Origin of the sequence: Streptomyces sp. ISL-87 (genome assembly GCF_018614095.1) — a bacterium.
Lineage (GTDB): Bacteria > Actinomycetota > Actinomycetes > Streptomycetales > Streptomycetaceae > Streptomyces.
This window is the reverse complement of record NZ_JAGGOY010000141.1, coordinates 1-18,695: the sequence shown is the minus strand read 5'-3', so window position 1 is coordinate 18,695 and position 18,695 is coordinate 1. Positions and strand designations below refer to the sequence as shown.

The window sequence follows — 18,695 nt, the reverse complement described above, 5'->3', positions numbered from 1 at the left end:
GCCCCGGCGAACGCGGCGACGGCCCCCAGTGAGGTTCAGGCCATCCAGAAGAAGACGGCCGTCATGCGCTTGTCCTCCAGCGTGCTGCCCCAGTAACCGGTCGCGGTGTGGATGAGGTTGGCGGAGTAGAGCAGGAGCCGGTTGGCGCGGTGGGGGACTCGGATGTCCTCGACGAAGGAGTCCGGTGAGACGAAACGGGTGCCCAGCGCGTCGACCAGGTTGTTGTGCGGGGCGGCCACCTGGTTGCCGCCCAGGGCCCCGCCCGGCAGGCTCTGGCGGTAGAAGCTGGTCCCGCAGTCCTTCGGCACCCGGGGGTTGAGGTAGAGCACGGCGGCGTAGCGGCAGAGGTTCCGCGAATCGGTGTGGGGGCGCGGTTCGCATTCGCCCTCGCCGACGACCTGCACGCAGTTGTGGTTGAACGTGCCGCCGCCGGTGGGCTGCTGGGCCCAGATCTTCGAGGCGCCGGTCGCCCTTCTCACCAGCCGCTCCACCTGGGCCAGCTCATCGGGTTCGAGCGCGGGCATGGTGCGCAGCCCCGGCCAGCTCTCCGGCTTGTGGGGGTAGCCCTCCGTCCAGTCGTCCCGGGCCAGGCAGCGCTCGCGGACGGCGTCCGGGTCCGGCAGTACGTCGTCCAGCACCCAGTAGTCGCGGCCGGGTGTCGGCTTGCGGTAGGGCAGGACGGGGAGCGGTGGGGGTCGCAAAGGCATGCCTGGGAACGTAGTTGGCCGTTCCCTTCCCGATCTCCACACGAGCGGTCAACATTGCGTCAAGTGATCCCCATGATCCCCATGATCCCCATGATCCGCGTGATCCCCCGTGATCCCCATGTCGAACCGGGCGCCGTCCGGACTCAGATGAGGCCGTTGTCCCTGGCGTAGAGCGCGGCCTGGGTACGGTCGCGCAGTCCCAGGCGGCTCAGCACGCGGGAGATGTGGTTCTTGACCGTTCCCTCGCTGAGGTAGAGGCGGGAGGCGATCTCCTTGTTCGTGGCGCCGGCGGAAATGAGCCGCAGGACCTCCGTCTCGCGCGGCGTGAGCGTGTCCGGGGCGGTGAGGCCCGCGGCCAGGCCGCCGATGACCGTCAGGTCGAACCGAGCGATCCCCGCATGGGCCAGCCGGACGGCCTGGGCGAGGTCGGCGGCGGGCAGGTTCTTGAGCAGGTAGCCGACCGCGCCTGCCTTCAGGGCGCGGCTGACGTACTCGTCGTCGTTGAACGTCGTCAGCATCACGATCTTGCATGACGGCAGGCGGCGCCGCAGTAGCGCGGTGGCGGAAACGCCGTCGAGCCCCGGCATGCGGACGTCCATCAGCACCACGTCGGGGCGGCAGGCCGGCACCGCCTCGGCCGCCTCGGCGCCGTCGCGGGCGCTGCCCGCCACCTCGATGCCCGGCTGGATGCCCAGCAGCGCGGTGATGCCCTCCCGGACGAGGTCCTGGTCGTCGACGACGAAGACCCGTACCGCGTTCCCTGCGTTCCCCGCGTTCCCTGCGTTCCCTGCGTTCCCTGCGTTCCCTGCGTTCCCTGCGTTCCCCGCGTTCCTGGCGTTCTCCTCGTTCACCACGGCACCCCCACGCTGAGCACGGTGCCGTCCGCCGAACTGCGGATGTCCACGGTTCCGCCGGCCAGCCTGACCCGCTCCCGCAGTCCCGCGAGCCCGAACCCCTCCTCGGCCCCGCCGAATCCGGCGCCGTTGTCGGTGACCTCGAGGCGCGCTCCGTCTTCGTCGTACGCGACGGCCACGCCGATCTCGGTGGCCCCGGAATGCCGGCAGGCATTGGTGAGGCCTTCCTGCACCGCCCGGTACAGCACCAGCAGCGGCCTGCGCTCGGTGCCCGTCACCTCCAGGGAGATGCGGCGTTCCCCGCCGTCCAGGTGGTGGACGAGGTCGGCGAGCGCCCGGTCCAGACCGGCCGGCCCGGACTCCGCCTCCGGGCCCAACGTGCGTACGGACGCCCGTACTTCGTCCAAGGCGCGGTTGGCGGACCAGCGGGCACTGGACACCGCCTGGCGGAACTGTCCGGGTCGAGCGAGGAGAACGCCTCGGCAGGGCAACACCGGCCCCAGATATACAAGGACGGGGAAGAGCCAGGCGACGCGATCATGGAATGGCATCGCCGGGTGGCCGAACTCACCGTCGCCGCGAAGAAGGTGACGGGCCGCCACTACGGCCGGACCCCGCGCTTCACCTACGCGGCCGGCCTCTCCGCGGGCGGATACCTGGTCCGCTGGCAGCTCGAGCACTATCCCTCGCTCTACACCGGCGGCCTTGACTGGAACGCCCTCACCTTCACCAAGGAGGGCAGTCTGCTCACCACGCTCCCGCCCGCCCTGCGCGCCTACCCCCGCTACGAGGCCACCAAGGACCCCGCCGCCCACGCCGAGATGCTTGCGGCCGGCTATCCCGCGGGGTCGGAGAAACTGTGGGGCTACCACTACAACAACCAGTGGGACTTCCTCCAGCGGGTGATCCGCGAGGAACTCGACCCCGATTACGACGGATCCGCCGAGGCGGGCACCCCGTTCTGCAAGCAGGGCACCGGCGCGGGCTGCGACACCGACTACGACTTCGCCGCCCGTCCCCGCTCGGTGCATGGGCCGTCGACCGGGTCGCGCTGACCGGGCGGATCATGCGTCCGCTGATCAGCATCCAGGGGACCCTGGACGTCCTGACCCCGCAGGCCACCTTCGGCGACGTGTACGACCGCATGGTCACCGACGCCGGGCGCGCCCGCCTCCACCGCTACGTCCTCGTGCCGGGCGGCACTCACACCGACGGGCTGGTTCCCGTGGACAAGGACGCTCTGCGGCCCATGCTGCCGTCCTTCGTCTCGGCGTTCGGTGAACTCGAAGACTGGACGCGGCACAAGTCCTGACCTGACCGCCCCGGCGGCACAGCCCGGCCCCGCTCCCCTGCCGACAGGGGAGCGGGGCCTTTCTGACGGGGCAGGCGGGGCAGCCATACGTGCACCCGAACGAAAATACCCCGGACCAATTGACGGCCGGGGTATTCGTCTGAGTATATTGAGTGTTTCACGTCGCGCTGCAGAAATAGCAAGATGATGACGTGAAGAAGCTTTATGAGGACACCATATCGCGTCAGGAGTGGAATTGTCAACCGAGGAATTCCGTAGTGAGCAGCAATTCATCACGGAGCTCTACGCACGCCTGGACGACTTGCGCGACCAGGCCGAACGCGCGGTGCAGGCCGCGTTGGCCGAGCCCGGGAACGGCCTCCAGGCGCGCCTGGAGCGGGATGTGCTGGTCGCCGAGCAGTCCGGTCTGCTTTCCGCTCTGAACTCGGGTGAGACCGGCCTGTGTTTCGGCCGCCTCGAGTTCTCCGACGGCCACGACCACCACATCGGCCGTATCGGAATCAGGCAGGACGACGCGGAGCGCACGCCTCTCGTACTCGACTGGCGGGCCGACGTCGCGCGCCCCTTCTATCTCGCGACCGGGTATTTCCCGATGGGGCTGCGCCGACGCCGGCACATCACCACCCGGGGCCGGGAGGTCACGGCACTGCACGACGAAATCCTCGACCTCGCCGACACCGAGCGCACGGGGCACGAGGGAGCCGACGCCGACGCGGTGCTGCTCGCCGCACTCGACGCCGCCCGCACCGGCCGTATGCACGACATCGTGCAGACCATCCAGGCCGAGCAGGACCGCATCATCCGCTCCCCCCACCGCGGGGTCCTGGTGGTGGAGGGCGGCCCGGGCACCGGCAAGACCGCCGTCGCCCTGCATCGAGCCGCCTACCTCCTGTACGCGCACCGCGAACTGCTCGCCAAGCGCGGTGTGCTGATCGTCGGACCGAATCCGGCGTTCCTCGGCTACATCGGCGAAGTGCTCCCGGCCCTCGGCGAGACCGGTGTCCTGCTCGCCACCCTGGGCGAGCTGTTCCCCGGCATCCACGCGACCGGAACCGACCGGCCCGGCGCCGCGGCCGTGAAGGGCCGCGCGGAGATGGCCGAAATCCTCGCGCTCGTCGTACGCGACCGGCAGGCGCTGCCCGAGGACGTGCCCGCGGGCAGTGGCGAGGAGAGTGCCGTGGTCCCCGAACCGGCCCTGGAAATCGACCACGACGACTACGGGACCCTGCTGCTGGACCGCACCATGGCGTACGAGGCACGGGACCGGGCCCGCGCCACCGGGCTGCCGCACAACCTGGCGCGCCCGTACTTCGCGTTCCGCGTCATCGACGCGCTCACGGAGCAACTCGTGGACCGGCTCGGCGCGGATCCCTACGGCGGCCCCAACCTGCTGGGCCCGGACGACATCGCGCAGCTCGGCAAGGAGATCGCGACGAGCGCCACGGTGCACGCCGCCATCGACACCCTCTGGCCGCCTCTCACACCCCGGCAGCTGATCACGGAGTTCCTCGCGGACCCCAGCCATCTCCCCGCGGAGGAAGCCGAGTTGATCCGGCGGACGACACAGGAATGGACACCCGCCGACATTCCGCTGCTCGACGAGGCCGCCGAGCTGCTCGGGGTCGACGAGAGCGCGCAGCGCGCCGCCGAGGAACGGGAGCGGCTGGAGCGCATCGCGTACGCGCAGGGCGTGCTGGACCTGTCGCTCGGGTCGGAGTCGTACGAATTCGAGGACACGGAGAACGAGTACCTCGCTGCGCACGACATCATCGACGCGGAGCGGATGGCGGAGCGGCACGAGGAGGCCGACCACCGCAGCGCGGCCGAGCGGGCCGCCGCCGACCGCACCTGGGCCTTCGGGCACGTCATCGTGGACGAGGCGCAGGAGCTGTCCGCGATGGCGTGGCGCCTGCTGATGCGGCGCTGCCCGACCAGGTCCATGACGCTGGTCGGCGACCCGGCCCAGACGGGTGACGAGGCGGGCTGCGGCTCCTGGAAGCGGATCCTGGACCCGTATGTCGGGGACCGCTGGGAACTGGTGCGCCTCGGCGTCAACTACCGGACCCCCGCGGAGATCATGGACGTCGCGGCCGCCGTGCTCCGGGCCCGCCATCCCGGCTTCGAGCCGCCGCGTTCGGTACGGTCCACCGGGGTCCGGCCCTGGGTACGGGAGACGGACGACCTGGCCCGTACGGTCGCCGACGCGGTGCGCGGCGGCACCCCGGCGGAGGGCAGGCTCGCGGTGATCGCGCCGCGTCCGCTGCACGAGGCGCTGGCCGCGGCGCTGCCCGGCGTACGGGCGGGCGAGGAGCCGGACCTCACCCGCACGGTCGTCCTGCTGGAGCCGCGCCAGGCGAAGGGGCTGGAATTCGACACGGTGATCGTCGTGGAACCCGCGGACCACCAGCCGAGCGACCTCTACGTCGCCCTCACCCGCGCCACCCAGACCCTCGGGGTGGTCCACACCGGCGCCCTGCCGGAGGGCCTGAGCGAACAGCCCGGGGCCGGTCAGCGGACCGGGGGCGCGCTCTGACGCCCGGCAGGCGGCGTGTCGGTGATCAGGCCGGACGAGGGGAGCGGCTCGGTGCCGCGATCCCGGCCGCCCGTACGCTCCTCGCCCGGCTGGCGTGCGCGAGCGCGCGTTCCCGTATGCCCGGCCCGGCCGGCCGTTCCGCCTCGGGGACCCGGGAGGGCCGCAGCGACTCGCCGGCCGCCCGGGCCGCCGCCGTCGACGCGTCGGACAGCAGGAACGGCGCGCGGTGCAGCTCGGCCGCGCACCGGGCGGCGGTGCCGGCCGCCTCGGCGGCGAGCTCCCGGTAGGTGCGGCTCCGGGCCTCGGGCAGCAGAAAGGTCTCGGCGAGGATCAGCAGGGCGATGCCCAGGGTCGCCCCCGCGAGCCGCGCACCGAGGGTGCCGGGGACGTAGGGCGGGAAGCACGGCAGGATGTACAGCAGTTGCAGTCCCGGCGCGGCGCCCGCGGGCCGGGGCCCGGCCGCCGCCACGAAGGCCAGGGCGAAGCCGATGAGCAGCATTCCGGCGACGGCGCTCCAGGTCCGTACGGCCAGGAAGGTACCGGCCGTCACCAGCGCCCAGGCGACCGGCAGCAGCCTGACCAGCACCGCCGCGCGCTGCCGTCCTGTGCCGGGGATGTGTGACAGCCCCGCCATGGACACCGCGGCGAACAAGGCGTAGGTCGCCGCGACGGGCTCGTGCAGCCCGTACAGGCAGAGATAGAACCCGGCGCAGGCCGCGACCGTCGTGCGGACCGCCTGACGCGCCGCACCGGCCAAGGGGCTCGTACCTGCGCGGCCGCCGGCGTGTGGATCAGCGCCCATGACTCCAGCATCAGGCCGTTCGCACCGCCCCACCAGATACTGACTGATGTCTCAGTCAGCCCGTAACCGAGGAAGCCCGCCCGCAGGGGCGGTGGTACCGCACCTCGGGTACGGCGGAACCCGCCACATCGTCGGCGCACGCCGCCCCGTCAGGGCGGAAGCCGGCGCGCTCGTAGAAGCGGCGCGCACGGTCGTTGCCCTCGAGCACCCAGAGGCGGAGCCCGCAGGAGGCCGCCCGGCTGAGTACCTCGCCCATGAGCGCCCGGCCGATTCCACTGCCGATGAGGTCCGGGCGGGCGTACAGGGCGTACAGCTCTCCCTCACCGTCCGGAACGTCCTTGTCCTGGGACGGGCCGAAACAGGCCCAGCCGACGACAGCCCCGTCCGCGGCCTCGGCGACGAGATGAGTCATACCGGAGGACGTGTCGGCGAACAGCTCACGGCGCCGGGCAGCGTCTGCGGCGATGTCGAGGCCGTCGAGATACGACTGCGGCATCAGACCGGCATAGGCGTGCTGCCAGCCGCGTATGCGCACGGCCGACACGGCCTCGATGTCCGTCTCGGCCATGTCGCGGACGACGACCCGGGGTTCAGGGGAAGCAGTGGTCATCGCGCGAGTCTGGCACGGCGGACGCAGCCCCGGCACCCACGTTCCGGTTGTCACAGGCGGATGCGAGCATCGACTACATGATCAGCCTGGCGCCTGCCGACCCGCACTCCTCGACCACCTGCGCCGACTGGGGACGTGCCCACGACGCCGGCGCCGAAGCGGTCGTCCTGGAGGAACTGGAGGCCGTCCGGAACGAGGTGTACCGCGCCTGGGAGAAGCCCGGCCGGTGCGTCGAGGCGCTTCAGTACCGGGCCCGGCGGCTGCCGCACCCTCACCTGCCGTGGTTCTGGGACACGGTGGGCCACCGGCTGGCCGGCATCTCGGCCCGGTACGCGGGCCGGGCGTACGCACTGGCCCGCAAGGCCGAGCAGGAGCACGGGCTGCCGGTCGATGCCGCGTACCGGCAGGCGAACGCCCGGCTGTTCGCGCGACGGGGCGCACTGCCCGCCAAGGAGCTGAGCGTCCACCAGGCGTGGCTGGCCGAGACCCTGGAACCGGTGTCGGCCCACCGGGAGTTCACGGCGTTCCTCGCGGACTGGGTCGCTTCCCCGGGCGACCTGCCCGCCGACCTGGTCCGCCGGATCCGCGCTTCCACGCGCGCCGCGGGCCTCGGAGCCGCCTCGCCCCACCGACCGCAACGTGCGGGAATGGAACGGGTGGACCGCTGCACGCACCAGGCGGTACAGGCCGAGTTGGCGGCGTCGGGCGCGGTGGTGACGGACAAGCGGGCCCGGGCCGGGCGGACGGTGTTCGTCCCCGGTCCGTGGACGGAGCTCAAGGCGTCGCACCTGCCGCTGGACGCGGCGAAGCTGGATCTGCTGCTGGCGGTCGACTCGTACCGCAAGGAGCCGTACGGGCCGTACGCGCGGCTGCTCTCGCCGCTGCCGCTCCATGAGTTGTTCGCCCGGGCCTGGCAGACGGCCCGGCCCGCGGGGGCCGCAGGGGCAGGGGGGGACGGGCTGACGCGATACGCGATACGCGATCCGTTGACGTCAACCGGCGGCCCGCCCGCTGGTACGAAGTGGTTGCTCCGGCCTCCCGTTCGGAGTGCCTCCGTGTCGCGCGCGCCGGTTGCCCGTTGACTGGGGGCCCCTCACGCCAACGGAAGCGAGCCCTTTGTCCATGTCGTCAAGCGCCGAGCCACCGCTGCCGCTCTTCACCCGTCGCACCGTGCTCACCGGTGCCCTCGGGCTCGGTGCGGCCACCGTGCTGCCGTCGGCCGCTCCCGCGAGCGCGGCGGTCAACACGGTCCCGCAGATCTTCGGCTGCGCGGCGTGGGGTGCCCGGCCGTCGTCCGAGCCCGTCACGATCCTGTCCACGCCGCCGGAGCGGATCATCGTGCACCACACGGCGACCTCGAACGTGGAGGACTACACCCAGCAGCGGGCCTTCGCGCTCGCGCGGGCGATCCAGGACTACCACATGGACACCCAGGGCTGGATCGACACCGGCCAGCACTTCACCATCAGCCGCGGCGCCTTCGTCACCGAAGGCCGCCACCAGAGCCTCGCCGAACTGAACGCCGGCGCCCGGCAGGTCCGCTCGGCGCACTGCGTCGGCCAGAACACCGTGGCCGTCGGCATCGAGAACGAGGGCACCTACACCAGCGTGGAGCCGCCGGCCCGCCAGTACGCCGCCCTCGCCGCCCTGTGCACGCACATCTGCAGCCAGTACGGCCTGCCGCCCTCCGAGATCTACGGGCACCGGGACTTCAACAACACCGCCTGCCCCGGCGACCGTCTCTACGCCCTGCTCCCGCGGCTGCGCCAGGACGTCGCCCTCCAGTTGGGCGTACCGCTGCTCGACGAACTGTGGCAGGGAGGCGAAGACGAGCAGTGGGACCGGTGGCCCGGCGCCTCGGAGTTCCTCCCGCCCGACGCGCTCGAGCGGGCACTCGGGCGGGCGCTCGGGCGACAGGCCTGACGGGTCCCTCGCGCGACAGCGCGAGGGAGACCATCCCACATTCCGAGATCGCGGTCTCAATCGCGTCAAGTCCCGGGAAGGAACCCGCCATTCCGCCACAGCGCGGGCCTTGTACCGGGGGATGCGGGATACCGTCCCGCGATGCACTCGAACACATGGACACCTACTGCCGCCCCTTCGCCAAGCCGCCGTACTCTGCTGCGCACCGCCGTCGCCGGCACGGCGGCCGCCGGGTCGGTCCTCGGCCTCGGTTCCGTCTTCCCCGCCTCCGCCGCTCCGCCGGAACCCGCGGCGGGTGACCGCCCCGCGACTCCCGAGCAGGCGCTGCGCCGGCTGGAAGCCGGCAACCGGCGCTGGCGCACGTACCGCCAGGAGCACCCGCACGAATCGCCGTCCCTGCGTCTCCAGCTCACCCGGGGCCAGCACCCCTTCGCGATCGTGCTGGGCTGCGTCGACTCCCGGGTTCCCCCGGAGCTCGTCTTCGACCAGGGGCTCGGCGATCTGCTGACCGTGCGGTCGGCGGGCGAGGTGCTGGACGAGGCCGTGCTCGGCAGCATCGCGTACGGAGTCCTGGAACTGGACATTCCGCTGGTACTGGTCATGGGTCATCAGTCGTGCGGGGCCGTCAGCGCCGCCGTCCACGCCGACGAGACGGGCGAACAACTCCCGGCGCACATCCAGTACCTGGCCGAGCAGATCCGGCCGTCCATAGACCACAGCCAGCACGGCGAGGCCCGCGTCAACGCCGCCATCGATACGCACGCACGGCGCACCCGGCGCCGGCTCGCGGCGGAACCGGACATCGCCCGCAGGATAGCTACCGGCCGGCTGGCCGTCGTAGCGGCCCGCTACGAACTCCGCGACCAGCGGGTGCGCACCCTCTCGTAACCGGCGCCGTCACAGCTGCGGCGGCAGCGCGGCGGGGGTCGCCGTCACGTGGTGGATCCGCAGGGCCATTTGAATCTCCAGGGCGCGTGCGGGGGTGTTCCAGTCCGCGCCCAGGAGTTGCCGGATGCGGTCCAGGCGCTGCACGACGGTGTTGACGTGGACGTGGAGGGCATCCTTCGCTCTGGCCAGGCTCGCGCCATGGGCGTAGTACGCCTCCAGGGTGCGGATCAGCTCGGTGCCGCGCTTCTTGTCGTAGTCGATGACGGGGCCGAGGACATGGCGGACGTACCCGCCCACATCGGACCGGTCGCCGAGGAGGACGCCGAGGAACCCCAGGTCGGGGAGGCCGGCCCCGTGGCCGATGTGGCCCAGGGCGTGGAGGGCTTCCAGGCAGCGCAAGGCCTCGGCGTACACGGCCGGGAGCCCGGCGGGGCCGGTGGCCGGTCCGGCGGAGCCCACGGTGACCGGGACGCCCAGGGCCTGGCCCAGGTCGGCGGCGAGCGACCGGGCGAGGACGCCGGGCCGGTCGGTCGGGGCTAGGAGCACGACACGGCCTTCGTGGAGTCCGGCCAGGCCGTCCAGTGAACGGGCTTGGCGGGTCGCCTCCGCCGCCAGCCGGGGCCGGAGAGCGGTGTCGCAGTGCAGGACCAGGATGGCGTGCGGGCGGGTGAGGCTGACCCCGAGTTTGCGGGCCCGCAGGGTCTGGCTGCCGGTGTCGCGGGGGCGGCCGTCGTGCTCGGGGGTGAGCAGATCACCGAGGAGTTCGCCGCGGACCCGGTCCTCGGCCTGTGCGATGGACCGGCGCAGCAGCAGGAGCAGCGCGGTGACCAGACCGGCGCGCTCGAACAGGCGCCGGTCCGAGTCCGTCAGATGCCGCCGGCCGGTGAGGCTGATGCTGCCGAGGAGTTCGGGCCCGGCGAGTACCGCGCATACCCATATGCCGTCCACCGGGACGGCCCGGCCCCCGGAGCGGGAGGCGGCGACACCCTGCGCGGGCGGCGGGACCGGCTCGCAGCCGACCCGCGCCAGTTCGTGGCCGTCGGCGTCGTGGACCACGAGGCCTCCGCCCAGCAGGGCGGCGACCTCAGAGGCGAGATCGGCGACGTCGCCGCCGCGCAGGACCAGTTCGGTGAGCCGGTCGTGCGTTTCGGCGGCCAGGCGCATGGCCTCGCTGTGGGCCCGGACCGTCTCGGTGGCCGCGTTGAGTTCCACCAGGGCGGCGCGTGTCTCTTCCAGCAGCCGGGCGCTGTCGATGGCGACCGCGGCGTGGTCGGCGAGCGAGGCCAGCAGGGCGACGGCGTCGGGTGCGAAGTCGCGGACGCAGCGGTCGGCGGCGTACAGCACTCCGATCACACGGGTGCCGACCCGCAGCGGGACACCGAGGATGCCGCGCAGACCTTCCTCGCGCACCCCGCTGTCGATGGTCTTCGTATGCCGGAAGCGGTCGTCGGTGCGGTAGTCGGCGCTGGCATACGGTCGCGCCGTCTGCGCCACCAGGCCGCCGAGCCCCTCTCCCATACCGAGCCGCAGTTGCTGGAAGGCGGCGGAGACGGAGCCGTCGGTGACGCGCATGAACGTGTCGCCGGCGACCGGGTCGTTGAGGGTCAGGTACGCGATGTCGGTGCCCAGCAGCATCCTGGCCCGGTGGACGATGGCCCGCAGGACGGCGTCGAGGTCGCGCAGGGCGGCCAGGTCGCCGGCGGTGTCGAAGAGGGCGGTGAGTTCCGCCTCGCGGCGCCGGTGCTGGTCGAGCGTGCGGCGGATGTCCAGGGCCACCCTGGTGGCTTCCTCGACGAGGGCCTGTTCGCCGGCGTCGGCCCCGGCGCTACGGGCGCCCGCGGCGGGCCGCGTGAACTGCTCGGCCGGCGCCCCGCGGTCCAGCAGGCCCAGCAGCTCCCGCAGTGCGATTGCCGCGGACCGGTGTGCGCCGCCGCCCAGCTCCGCCGGCTGCTGGGCGGGGTCCGTCACGGGGTTCATGCGGTCACCCTTTCGGTACGCGGCGCTGCTCCGGGGCGGTCAGGCGGGATCCATGGTGGTGGCTGTGGTCGCCGGGGCCGGGTGCACCGGCCCCGGCGTGCCGCTCACCGTACTGCCCAGGTCGCGGCCGCGGGTCTCCTTGGCGAAGGCAACGGTGATGGTGGTGACCACGGCGGCCGCCGACAGGTAGAGGGAAACGGGAACCGAGGAACCGTAGTCCTTGAGGAGTTCCACGGCCACGATGGGCGCCAGTGCCCCGGCGATGATCGAGGCGAGCTGGGAGCCCATCGAAGCGCCGGAGTAGCGGACCTCGGTGTCGAACATCTCGGAGATGAAGGCGGCCTGCGGGCCGTACATGGCACCGTGCAGGAGCAGACCGGTGGTGACGGCTGCCGTGATCACCGCGAACGACTCCGTGTCGACGAGGGCGAAGAACCCGAAGGCCCACGCGACCATGCCGGCCGAGCCGATCAGTGTGACCGGGCGGCGGCCGATCCGGTCCGAGAGCGCGCCCCAGGCGGGGATGGTGACGAAGTGGACGGCGGAGCCGATCAGCACGGCGTTCAGCGCGGTGGTCTTGGGCAGCCCCAGATGGGCGGTGACGTACACGAGCAGAAACGAAGTCAGAACGTAGTACGAGATGTTCTCGCCGAACCGGGTGCCGATGGCGGTCAGCACCTGGCGCCAGTCCTTGCGGAACACCTGGACGACGGGCGCCCGCTCCTTGACGCCGCGGGCGGCGTCCGCTTCGGCCTTGGCCTGTGCGGCGAGGAAGATCGGGGACTCGGAGACGGAGAGGCGTATCCACAGTCCCACGGCCACCAGGACACCGGAGAGCAGGAACGGCACCCGCCAGCCCCAGGAAAGGAACGCGGCGTCCGACTGCACGGCGGCGAGCAGCGCGAGGACGCCGGTGGCCAGCAGATTCCCGCCCGGGGCACCGGACTGGGGCCACGACGCCCAGAACCCGCGGTGCTCGTCCCCACCGTGCTCGGAGACGATCAGCACGGCCCCGCCCCACTCCCCGCCAAGGGCGAAGCCCTGGACCAGCCGGAGCACGGTGAGCAGGACGGGCGCGCCGACGCCGATGCTCGCATGCGTGGGCAGCAGCCCCATCGCGAACGTCGCCCCGCCCATCATGAGCAGGCTGAGCACCAGCAGCTTCTTCCGCCCGACCTTGTCCCCGAAGTGCCCGAAGACCACCCCGCCGAGCGGCCTGGCCAGGAACCCGATGGCGTAGGTGAGAAAGGCGATCAGAGTCCCCGTCAGCGGATCCGCGGTAGGGAAGAACAGCTTGTTGAACACCAGCGCGGCGGCGGTGCCGTAGAGGAAGAAGTCGTACCACTCGATGGTGGTCCCGATGAGGCTTGCGGCGACGATGCGCTTGATGCTGCCAGGGGCGGGGGGAGCGGATGTAGAGGCGGCCATGGGTACCACTTCCGGACTGGGTGCGAGGACGTTTCCGTGTCGCCACACCGTAGAAAGACGCAGGTCAGCCGCACATGGGTGGTGTCACCACAGTTGGTGGCCGGAGTGTGTGTGCGCTCTCCATGACGACGCTCGGTACACCTCCCAAGAGGGCCACAGGGGCCGGAAACTACGGGCGTTGAGAATGCGGTCTTTGGTGCAGTTTGACGGTGCGGTGCTGACTCCCGTGCTGGTTCGGTGCTGACTAAAAGCCCACGTCATCCCACCTCGTCACCCCTCCCGTGCTGACTTGGTGCTGACTACGCAGCGTTGAACTTCGGCATTCGGCGCGAACCGGACCCAAAGCGGTGGCGTTTGGCGAAGCAAGGGCGGCGGCGCCGGCGGGCAGTGCGAACTCGCCGCCCGCGTGGCTCCATGGAGGGCCGACGCGGTGACGGTGATGCTGCCGGCGACCCGGAAAATGGGGGCTCGCTGCGGGGCACATCCGGGCACGGCGGGAGGGTTGGCGTTCCCGCCGTGCCCGGAGTGCTGCGCGTGCTCACCGCCGCGGTCTCCGACTGGTCGGTGCCGGGGCCTTCCGTTAGGGCCAGGTGGGCCATGAAGTGGTCGGGGGTTGCGCCGTCCGAGTGCCACTGGCCTGGTGGGGTGTGGACGGTGTCGCCGGGGTGCATGACAGAAGGCCGCCTCCCAGGCCGGGCTGTGTGCTGCCCTGCCTGGGAGGCGGCTTCTGGATGGCTGAACCGCCTGTAGGCGCTATGGCGGAGCCATTAATGGCGATCACGCCCTGTCGGTGCCGTCGGCCGTGCCGGTCCCCCCGATCGGTTCGCGGACCGGCGGCACGGCCGGTCAGCCGACGTGCAGGGTCAGGGCCGCGGTGTGGAGGCGGCCACCGGTCTGGAACTGCAGGAACAGCCGCCAGTTGCCCGGCTTAGGGAGCATGGCCTGGAAGGCCAGGTCCGGGCCGCCGTTGTCTCCGTTGACCTTGGTTTCGGGGTGCAGGTGGGCGAATGCCTGGTCGCCCTCGTGGAAGGCGGTCAGGTGGGCGTAGGTGTCCAGGTAGGGCTGGAGGTCGGTGACGGGTTTGCCGTCCTTGCTGATGGTGACGGTCATGGGGTGAGCCATGCCGACCATCGGGATGCCCTTGACGGTGATCGTGTAGCCGTCGGCTTCGGTGCTGGTGGTGGGCGCGGGGAGCGGGGTGGCTTGCGCGGTGCCGGGGACAGTGACGGTGCGGCTGAGGACGAAGTCCCTGTCCTCGCCCGTTCCGGTGTCGGGGGTGAAGGATGCGTATGCACGCCAGGTCCCGGGCGTCAGGGCGGCCAGGTCTGCGGTCCAGGTGCCGTCAGGGGCCATGGTGGGGTGCAGGTGCTGGAAGCCTGTGAGATCGGAGCGGATGGCGTAGAAGTGCAGGCGCCTGGTCTGGTCGACGGCGAAGGAGGTGACCGGCTTGCCGTCCGGACCTGTGATCCGGAACGCGTAGGTGGTGTCCTTGCCGGCCGGCAGTTCGGTGGCGGTGGAGGTCAGCGTGTAGCCGTCCTCGGCATCGACCAGACCGTCACCCATGCTGCCGTGGTCCATGCCGACCATCGAGTCGTGGTTCATGCCGGGCGTACTGCCGGTCGAGGACGCGGCGGAGGGGTGGGTGCCGTGGTCCATGCCGGGCATGGAGGAGCCGCTGGAGCCGCAGGCGGCCAGAGTCACCGCGAGTACAGCGGCGGTGCCGGCCGCGGCGAGGGCGCGGCGACGCAGGGAGGAAGGCGTGAAAGTAGACATGCGCAGGGTTTCATTCCACGTGGCGCGCCACGTCTGGGGCGCGCGGGATGAGCAGGACACGTCATCCAGAGCCCGGGTCGGCTCCCGACCTCTGGTGAGGGGGTCCTGTCACGTCCGCGCGATGCACACCTTCAGCAGTAGGTGCCGGCCGCCCGGTGGCCCGCGACGCCCGGTCCGGCCCAGGCTCCATACGCGGTGCAGGGACCACGCCGAGAGCAGGGCGATGGCAGCCATGACCAGGGTGACCGACGGCAGCGGAAGCCGATCGCGCGGGGCAGTCGCCACGCACAAGGTCCCGTGTTCTCCCGCTCCTGCGACAGCCTGGTCGTCTGTCGCGCGGGGGTGGTGCATGCCGGAAGCGGCGGAGGATACGCCGATCGGTGCGTGGGCATGACCGCCGTGAGCGGTGGTCGTCGCGGCCGCAGGCGCCGCCATCTCCCCGTGGCAGCCTCTGGCGGCCGCGACCGGGGCGCCGTGCATGAGGAACAGCCCGAGCAGGACCACGCAGACAGCGATGAGACGGGCCGTGCCCTGCCTCCGCTCGCGTCCGCTGCCCATCGGCTTCTGGTTCCTTTCCGTACGACCTGCTGCCAAGTACACAGACGATACCCCGGGCCGGTAATGCGCGGCTGTGCGACGCTTCACAGCCAAGGCGCGTCCGAGGTGGGCTTGGCGCCCGGTTCGCCGGTTCCGGCGTGAGTGGTGCGGGCGGACGTTGGTGCCGATCCGGTGTAGCGGCTCGGGTCGGTGTCGAAGGCGGCTGCGCAGTTCGCTGAGCAGAAGTAGTAGGCGCCGCTGCTGGTCTGCCGGTGTTCGGGGGCACTGCCAGGATCCAGGTGCATGCCGCACACGACGTCCATGACCTCCCTGCTGTGTGGGCCGGCCGTCGAGTGGGTGTCGGCTGCCGGCCGGTCGGCGGTGGTCTCGATGCGGGGCTGGACGGGGGCCGGCTCGGCGGGCGGAAGCGGGGCCGGGTGCCAGCGGCGCAGGCGGGAGGCGTTGGTGACGACGGACAGGGAGGAAAGAGCCATGGCCGCCGCGGCGATGATGGGGCTGAGGCGGATGCCCCACAGGGGGTAGAGGGCGCCGGCTGCGAGGGGGACGCCGATGGCGTTGTAGACGAGGGCGAAGAACAGGTTCTGCCGGATGTTGTGCATGGTGGCGCGCGACAGGCGGATGGCGGTGACGACCCCGGACAGGGAACCGGAGATGAGGGTGATGTCGGCGGCCTCGATCGCGACGTCCGTGCCGGTGCCTATGGCGAGGCCCACGTCGGCGGCGGCCAGGGCGGGGGCGTCGTTGATGCCGTCGCCGACCATGCCGACGGTACGGCCTTCGCCTTGGATACGGCGGATCTCGTCGGCCTTGTGCTCGGGCAGGACCTCGGCCAGCACGCGGCCGATGCCGACCTGGGATGCGATGGCCGCGGCGGTGCGAGCGTTGTCGCCGGTGAGCATGACGACGTCGACACCGAGGCCTTGCAGGGCGGCGACGGCAGCGGCGGAGTCGTCCTTGACGGTGTCGGCGACGGCGAGGGCACCTGCGGCGCGGCCGTCGATCGCGGCGAGCACGGGGGTCTTGCCCTCGGCGGACAGCCGGGCGGAGTGCGGGTCGAGTGCGGTGGTGTCGATGCCGGCGCCTTGGAGGAGGCGGGCGGTGCCGACAAGAACGGTGTGGCCGTCGGCGGTTGCGCGGACGCCTTGGCCGGTGACCGAGTCGAAGCCGGTCGCGGCCGGCCAGGACAGCCCCCGCTCACGGGCACCGGAGACGATCGCTTGGGCGAGCGGGTGTTCGCTCGCGTCCTCGACTGCGGCCACCAGGCTCAGGAGGAGTGCCTCGTCGAAGCCTTCCGCGGTGTGGATGTCGGTGAGGATGGGTCTGCCAGCCGTAACGGTGCCGGTCTTGTCCAGGACGACGGTGTCGAGCTTGTGGGCGGTCTCCAGGGCTTCGGCGGAGCGGATGAGGATGCCGGCCTGGGCGCCCTTGCCGGTGCCGACCATCACCGACAGCGGTGTGGCAAGGCCCAGCGCGCACGGGCAGGCGATGATCAGGACGGCGACCGCCGAGACCAGTGCCAGCGTGAAGGCCGGGGCGGGCCCGAGGGTGAACCAGACGGCGAAGGTGGCGATGGCGATGGCGATGACGGCGGGCACGAAGTAGGCGGAGACGGCGTCGGCGAGGCGTTGGATGGGTGCCTTGGACGCCTGTGCAGCCTGTACGAGGCGGATGATCTGGGCGAGCATCGTGTCGGAGCCGACCTTGGCCGCCCGTACGCGCAGGGATCCGGTGGTGTTGACGGTGGCGCCGATGACCGCGTCGCCCGCGCGCTTGGTCACCGGCATCGGCTCGCCGGTCACCATCGACTCGTCAACGGCGGAGGAGCCGGTCAGGACCTCGGCGTCGACGGGGATCTTCTCACCGGGCCGGATGACGATCTCGTCGCCGACCGCGACGTCCTCGACCGGGATCTCCTGCTCCGTGCCGTCCCGTATGACACGGGCGGTACGGGCCTGCAGGCCGAGGAGGGCGCGGATGGCCTCGCCGGTTCCGGCCTTCGCTCGGGCCTCCAGGAGTCGGCCGAGCAGGATGAGGGTGAGGATCACCCCGACGGCCTCGTAGTACACCTCGCGTACGTCCTCCGGGAGCAGGCCCGGGGCGAGGGTGACCAGCAGGCTGTAGACGTAGGCGGCGCTCGTGCCGAGCGTGATGAGGGAGTTCATGTCGGCGGCGTGGTGGCGCAGCGTGAGCCAGCCGGTCACGTGGATCGGCCAGCCGGTGTAGAACATCACCGGAGTGATCAGAGCCAGCTGCAGCCAGTGGTTCAGCATCCACTCAGGTACCCAGTCGGCGCCGAACAGCTCGTGCGCCATCACCGCGAACAGCACCGGCGCGGTGAGCAACGCACCCACCACCACCCGGCGGGTCAGGTCCTTGATCTCCGCCTGCCGCTCGGCGACGTCCGCGGCCTCCGCCTCGGCCGCCGACCGCTCGACACCGCCGACATCTGCGATGTCATGCTCGGCGGCGGGTACGGCGGCCGGGTGGCGGTCCGGACGGGGTGAAGCCTGGTCCTGCTCACCGGGTTCGACCAGGAGCGTGCCGTGGATCATGTTCATGCCGCAGGCGAAGCCGAACGTCCCCGGCCGGTCCGGGGTCAGGCGTACCGTTGTGCGGGTGTGGGCGGGCAGCCCGGCGCTGACCTTCAGGTCGGGGAAGACAACCCGGGACGTGCATTCTCCGGATTCCTGCCGGTCAAAGACCACTTCAAGGGGAGTGCCCTGTCGCACTTTGATCACGTTGGGGCTGTACCCGCCCCGTACGGTCACCTCCACCCGCTGCACACCGCCCGCCAGGCGCGCGGAACCGGCGCGGCGCGGCCCGAAGAAGTACCAGGTCAGGACCGCGATCAGCGCCACGGCGGCTACGACGACAACGACATCCGCGATGCCCATGGGCGCACGCCTCCCAGATCACGCTCGCTTTCCAGGATGCGCCCGCCTGCCCGCCCTTGTCACAGGGGCCAGTCGGCCCCGTCAAGGGACTGTTCGGCCCAAGCACTCTCCTCCGTCGCCGCGCCACCATGCAGGTGAAGACCGCACCCCGTGGACCAGTCCTCGTCCGCGGCCGGATAAGAGCGACCGGCAGTAGGTGCCGAAACACGGTCGTTGTGAGGGGTGGCAGCAGAACGGGCACAGGCCCACGTGATCATGGAGTTCTCTACGCTCTGTGACCGCGAAGGACGACTGTGCCCGCGCTGCCATCATGCCTGCTCGAACCCGCCTGGGACCAGTTCAGGGCCCTGCTGCCCGATCGGGCCGAGTTCGATCCCGGCCATCCGCTCGGCTGCCATCGGCGGCGCATACCGGACCGCGTCGTGTTCGACCACAT

The 18,695-nt window shown here is 71.5% G+C and carries 16 protein-coding genes and 1 pseudogene; 7 read left to right on the top strand and 10 right to left on the bottom strand.

Annotation, left to right across the window (positions count from 1 at the left end):
• Nucleotides 1-35 precede the first annotated feature (35 nt).
• The 3 genes from J7I97_RS36655 to J7I97_RS36645 all read right to left on the bottom strand — a co-directional run bounded on the left by J7I97_RS36655 (nucleotide 36) and on the right by J7I97_RS36645 (nucleotide 2,001).
• The gene (locus J7I97_RS36655) at nucleotides 36-707 is read right to left on the bottom strand and encodes a DUF6445 family protein (protein WP_214944339.1); all 672 of its coding nucleotides are present in this window, start codon (nucleotides 705-707) and stop codon (nucleotides 36-38) included.
• 143 nt (nucleotides 708-850) lie between these two features.
• Nucleotides 851-1,558: a response regulator transcription factor gene (locus J7I97_RS36650; RefSeq protein ID WP_214944337.1), complete on the bottom strand. Its 708-nt coding sequence runs from the start codon at nucleotides 1,556-1,558 to the stop codon at nucleotides 851-853.
• Nucleotides 1,555-2,001 carry a sensor histidine kinase gene (locus J7I97_RS36645; protein ID WP_214944335.1) on the bottom strand — a complete coding sequence of 149 codons (447 nt, stop codon included), beginning with the start codon at nucleotides 1,999-2,001 and terminating at the stop codon, nucleotides 1,555-1,557. Before J7I97_RS36645 ends, J7I97_RS36650 begins: the two co-directional genes overlap by 4 nt.
• Nucleotides 2,002-2,100: 99 nt before the next feature.
• Here J7I97_RS36645 and J7I97_RS36640 point away from each other — a divergent pair, with 99 nt between their 5' ends.
• The 3 genes from J7I97_RS36640 (at nucleotide 2,101) to J7I97_RS36630 (ending at nucleotide 5,406) form a co-directional block, all read left to right on the top strand.
• Entirely contained in the window at nucleotides 2,101-2,616 is a 516-nt protein-coding gene (locus tag J7I97_RS36640) for a hypothetical protein (RefSeq protein ID WP_214944333.1), read from the top strand.
• A gap of 11 nt (nucleotides 2,617-2,627) precedes the next feature.
• Nucleotides 2,628-2,873 carry a hypothetical protein gene (locus J7I97_RS36635; protein WP_214944331.1) on the top strand — a complete coding sequence of 82 codons (246 nt, stop codon included), beginning with the start codon at nucleotides 2,628-2,630 and terminating at the stop codon, nucleotides 2,871-2,873.
• 235 nt (nucleotides 2,874-3,108) lie between these two features.
• Entirely contained in the window at nucleotides 3,109-5,406 is a 2,298-nt protein-coding gene (locus J7I97_RS36630; RefSeq protein ID WP_214944329.1) for an ATP-binding domain-containing protein, read from the top strand.
• A 25-nt stretch (nucleotides 5,407-5,431) separates the two neighbouring features.
• On the opposite strand, the gene J7I97_RS36625 is transcribed toward J7I97_RS36630, so the two are convergent.
• Nucleotides 5,432-6,208: a hypothetical protein gene (locus J7I97_RS36625; protein ID WP_214944327.1), complete on the bottom strand. Its 777-nt coding sequence runs from the start codon at nucleotides 6,206-6,208 to the stop codon at nucleotides 5,432-5,434.
• Between the two features lie 55 nt (nucleotides 6,209-6,263).
• A complete protein-coding gene (locus J7I97_RS36620; protein ID WP_251059512.1) occupies nucleotides 6,264-6,818 on the bottom strand; it encodes a GNAT family N-acetyltransferase in 555 nt (184 codons plus the stop codon).
• Nucleotides 6,819-6,895: 77 nt separating this feature from the next.
• Here J7I97_RS36620 and J7I97_RS36615 point away from each other — a divergent pair, with 77 nt between their 5' ends.
• The 3 genes from J7I97_RS36615 (at nucleotide 6,896) to J7I97_RS36605 (ending at nucleotide 9,629) form a co-directional block, all read left to right on the top strand.
• Complete coding sequence (locus tag J7I97_RS36615; RefSeq protein WP_214944325.1) at nucleotides 6,896-7,900, top strand: hypothetical protein; 1,005 nt, start codon at nucleotides 6,896-6,898, stop codon at nucleotides 7,898-7,900.
• A gap of 40 nt (nucleotides 7,901-7,940) precedes the next feature.
• Nucleotides 7,941-8,741: a peptidoglycan recognition family protein gene (locus J7I97_RS36610; protein ID WP_214944323.1), complete on the top strand. Its 801-nt coding sequence runs from the start codon at nucleotides 7,941-7,943 to the stop codon at nucleotides 8,739-8,741.
• 141 nt (nucleotides 8,742-8,882) lie between these two features.
• Nucleotides 8,883-9,629 carry a carbonic anhydrase gene (locus J7I97_RS36605; RefSeq protein WP_214944321.1) on the top strand — a complete coding sequence of 249 codons (747 nt, stop codon included), beginning with the start codon at nucleotides 8,883-8,885 and terminating at the stop codon, nucleotides 9,627-9,629.
• Between the two features lie 9 nt (nucleotides 9,630-9,638).
• Here the strand turns inward: J7I97_RS36605 and J7I97_RS36600 are convergent, their stop codons facing one another.
• From J7I97_RS36600 to J7I97_RS36580, 5 genes are all read right to left on the bottom strand, one after another.
• Nucleotides 9,639-11,606, bottom strand: a complete 1,968-nt coding sequence (locus J7I97_RS36600) for a GAF domain-containing protein (RefSeq protein WP_214944319.1) — start codon at nucleotides 11,604-11,606, stop codon at nucleotides 9,639-9,641.
• Between the two features lie 39 nt (nucleotides 11,607-11,645).
• Nucleotides 11,646-13,034, bottom strand: a complete 1,389-nt coding sequence (locus tag J7I97_RS36595; RefSeq protein WP_214944317.1) for an MFS transporter — start codon at nucleotides 13,032-13,034, stop codon at nucleotides 11,646-11,648.
• 846 nt (nucleotides 13,035-13,880) lie between these two features.
• Complete coding sequence (locus tag J7I97_RS36590) at nucleotides 13,881-14,807, bottom strand: hypothetical protein (RefSeq protein WP_214944315.1); 927 nt, start codon at nucleotides 14,805-14,807, stop codon at nucleotides 13,881-13,883.
• 108 nt (nucleotides 14,808-14,915) lie between these two features.
• A complete protein-coding gene (locus J7I97_RS39360) occupies nucleotides 14,916-15,092 on the bottom strand; it encodes a hypothetical protein (protein WP_251059511.1) in 177 nt (58 codons plus the stop codon).
• 356 nt (nucleotides 15,093-15,448) lie between these two features.
• On the bottom strand, nucleotides 15,449-18,259 hold the full coding sequence (locus J7I97_RS36580) for a heavy metal translocating P-type ATPase (RefSeq protein WP_214944311.1): 2,811 nt from the start codon (nucleotides 18,257-18,259) through the stop codon (nucleotides 15,449-15,451).
• Between the two features lie 293 nt (nucleotides 18,260-18,552).
• On the opposite strand from J7I97_RS36580, the pseudogene J7I97_RS36575 reads away from it, so the two are divergent.
• Nucleotides 18,553-18,695, top strand: a pseudogene (locus tag J7I97_RS36575) (IS5/IS1182 family transposase); the annotation flags it as partial.

Coding starts and splice junctions, on each gene's coding strand:
- J7I97_RS36635 (WP_214944331.1), top strand. CDS start 2,628: ATGCGTCCGCTGATCAGCATCCAGGGGACCCTGGACGTCCTGACCCCG.
- J7I97_RS36620 (WP_251059512.1), bottom strand. CDS start 6,818: ATGACCACTGCTTCCCCTGAACCCCGGGTCGTCGTCCGCGACATGGCC.
- J7I97_RS36610 (WP_214944323.1), top strand. CDS start 7,941: ATGTCGTCAAGCGCCGAGCCACCGCTGCCGCTCTTCACCCGTCGCACC.
- J7I97_RS36615 (WP_214944325.1), top strand. CDS start 6,896: ATGATCAGCCTGGCGCCTGCCGACCCGCACTCCTCGACCACCTGCGCC.
- J7I97_RS36580 (WP_214944311.1), bottom strand. CDS start 18,259: ATGGGCATCGCGGATGTCGTTGTCGTCGTAGCCGCCGTGGCGCTGATC.
- J7I97_RS36655 (WP_214944339.1), bottom strand. CDS start 707: ATGCCTTTGCGACCCCCACCGCTCCCCGTCCTGCCCTACCGCAAGCCG.
- J7I97_RS36595 (WP_214944317.1), bottom strand. CDS start 13,034: ATGGCCGCCTCTACATCCGCTCCCCCCGCCCCTGGCAGCATCAAGCGC.
- J7I97_RS36590 (WP_214944315.1), bottom strand. CDS start 14,807: ATGTCTACTTTCACGCCTTCCTCCCTGCGTCGCCGCGCCCTCGCCGCG.
- J7I97_RS36605 (WP_214944321.1), top strand. CDS start 8,883: ATGCACTCGAACACATGGACACCTACTGCCGCCCCTTCGCCAAGCCGC.
- J7I97_RS36640 (WP_214944333.1), top strand. CDS start 2,101: ATGGAATGGCATCGCCGGGTGGCCGAACTCACCGTCGCCGCGAAGAAG.
- J7I97_RS36600 (WP_214944319.1), bottom strand. CDS start 11,606: ATGAACCCCGTGACGGACCCCGCCCAGCAGCCGGCGGAGCTGGGCGGC.
- J7I97_RS36625 (WP_214944327.1), bottom strand. CDS start 6,208: ATGGGCGCTGATCCACACGCCGGCGGCCGCGCAGGTACGAGCCCCTTG.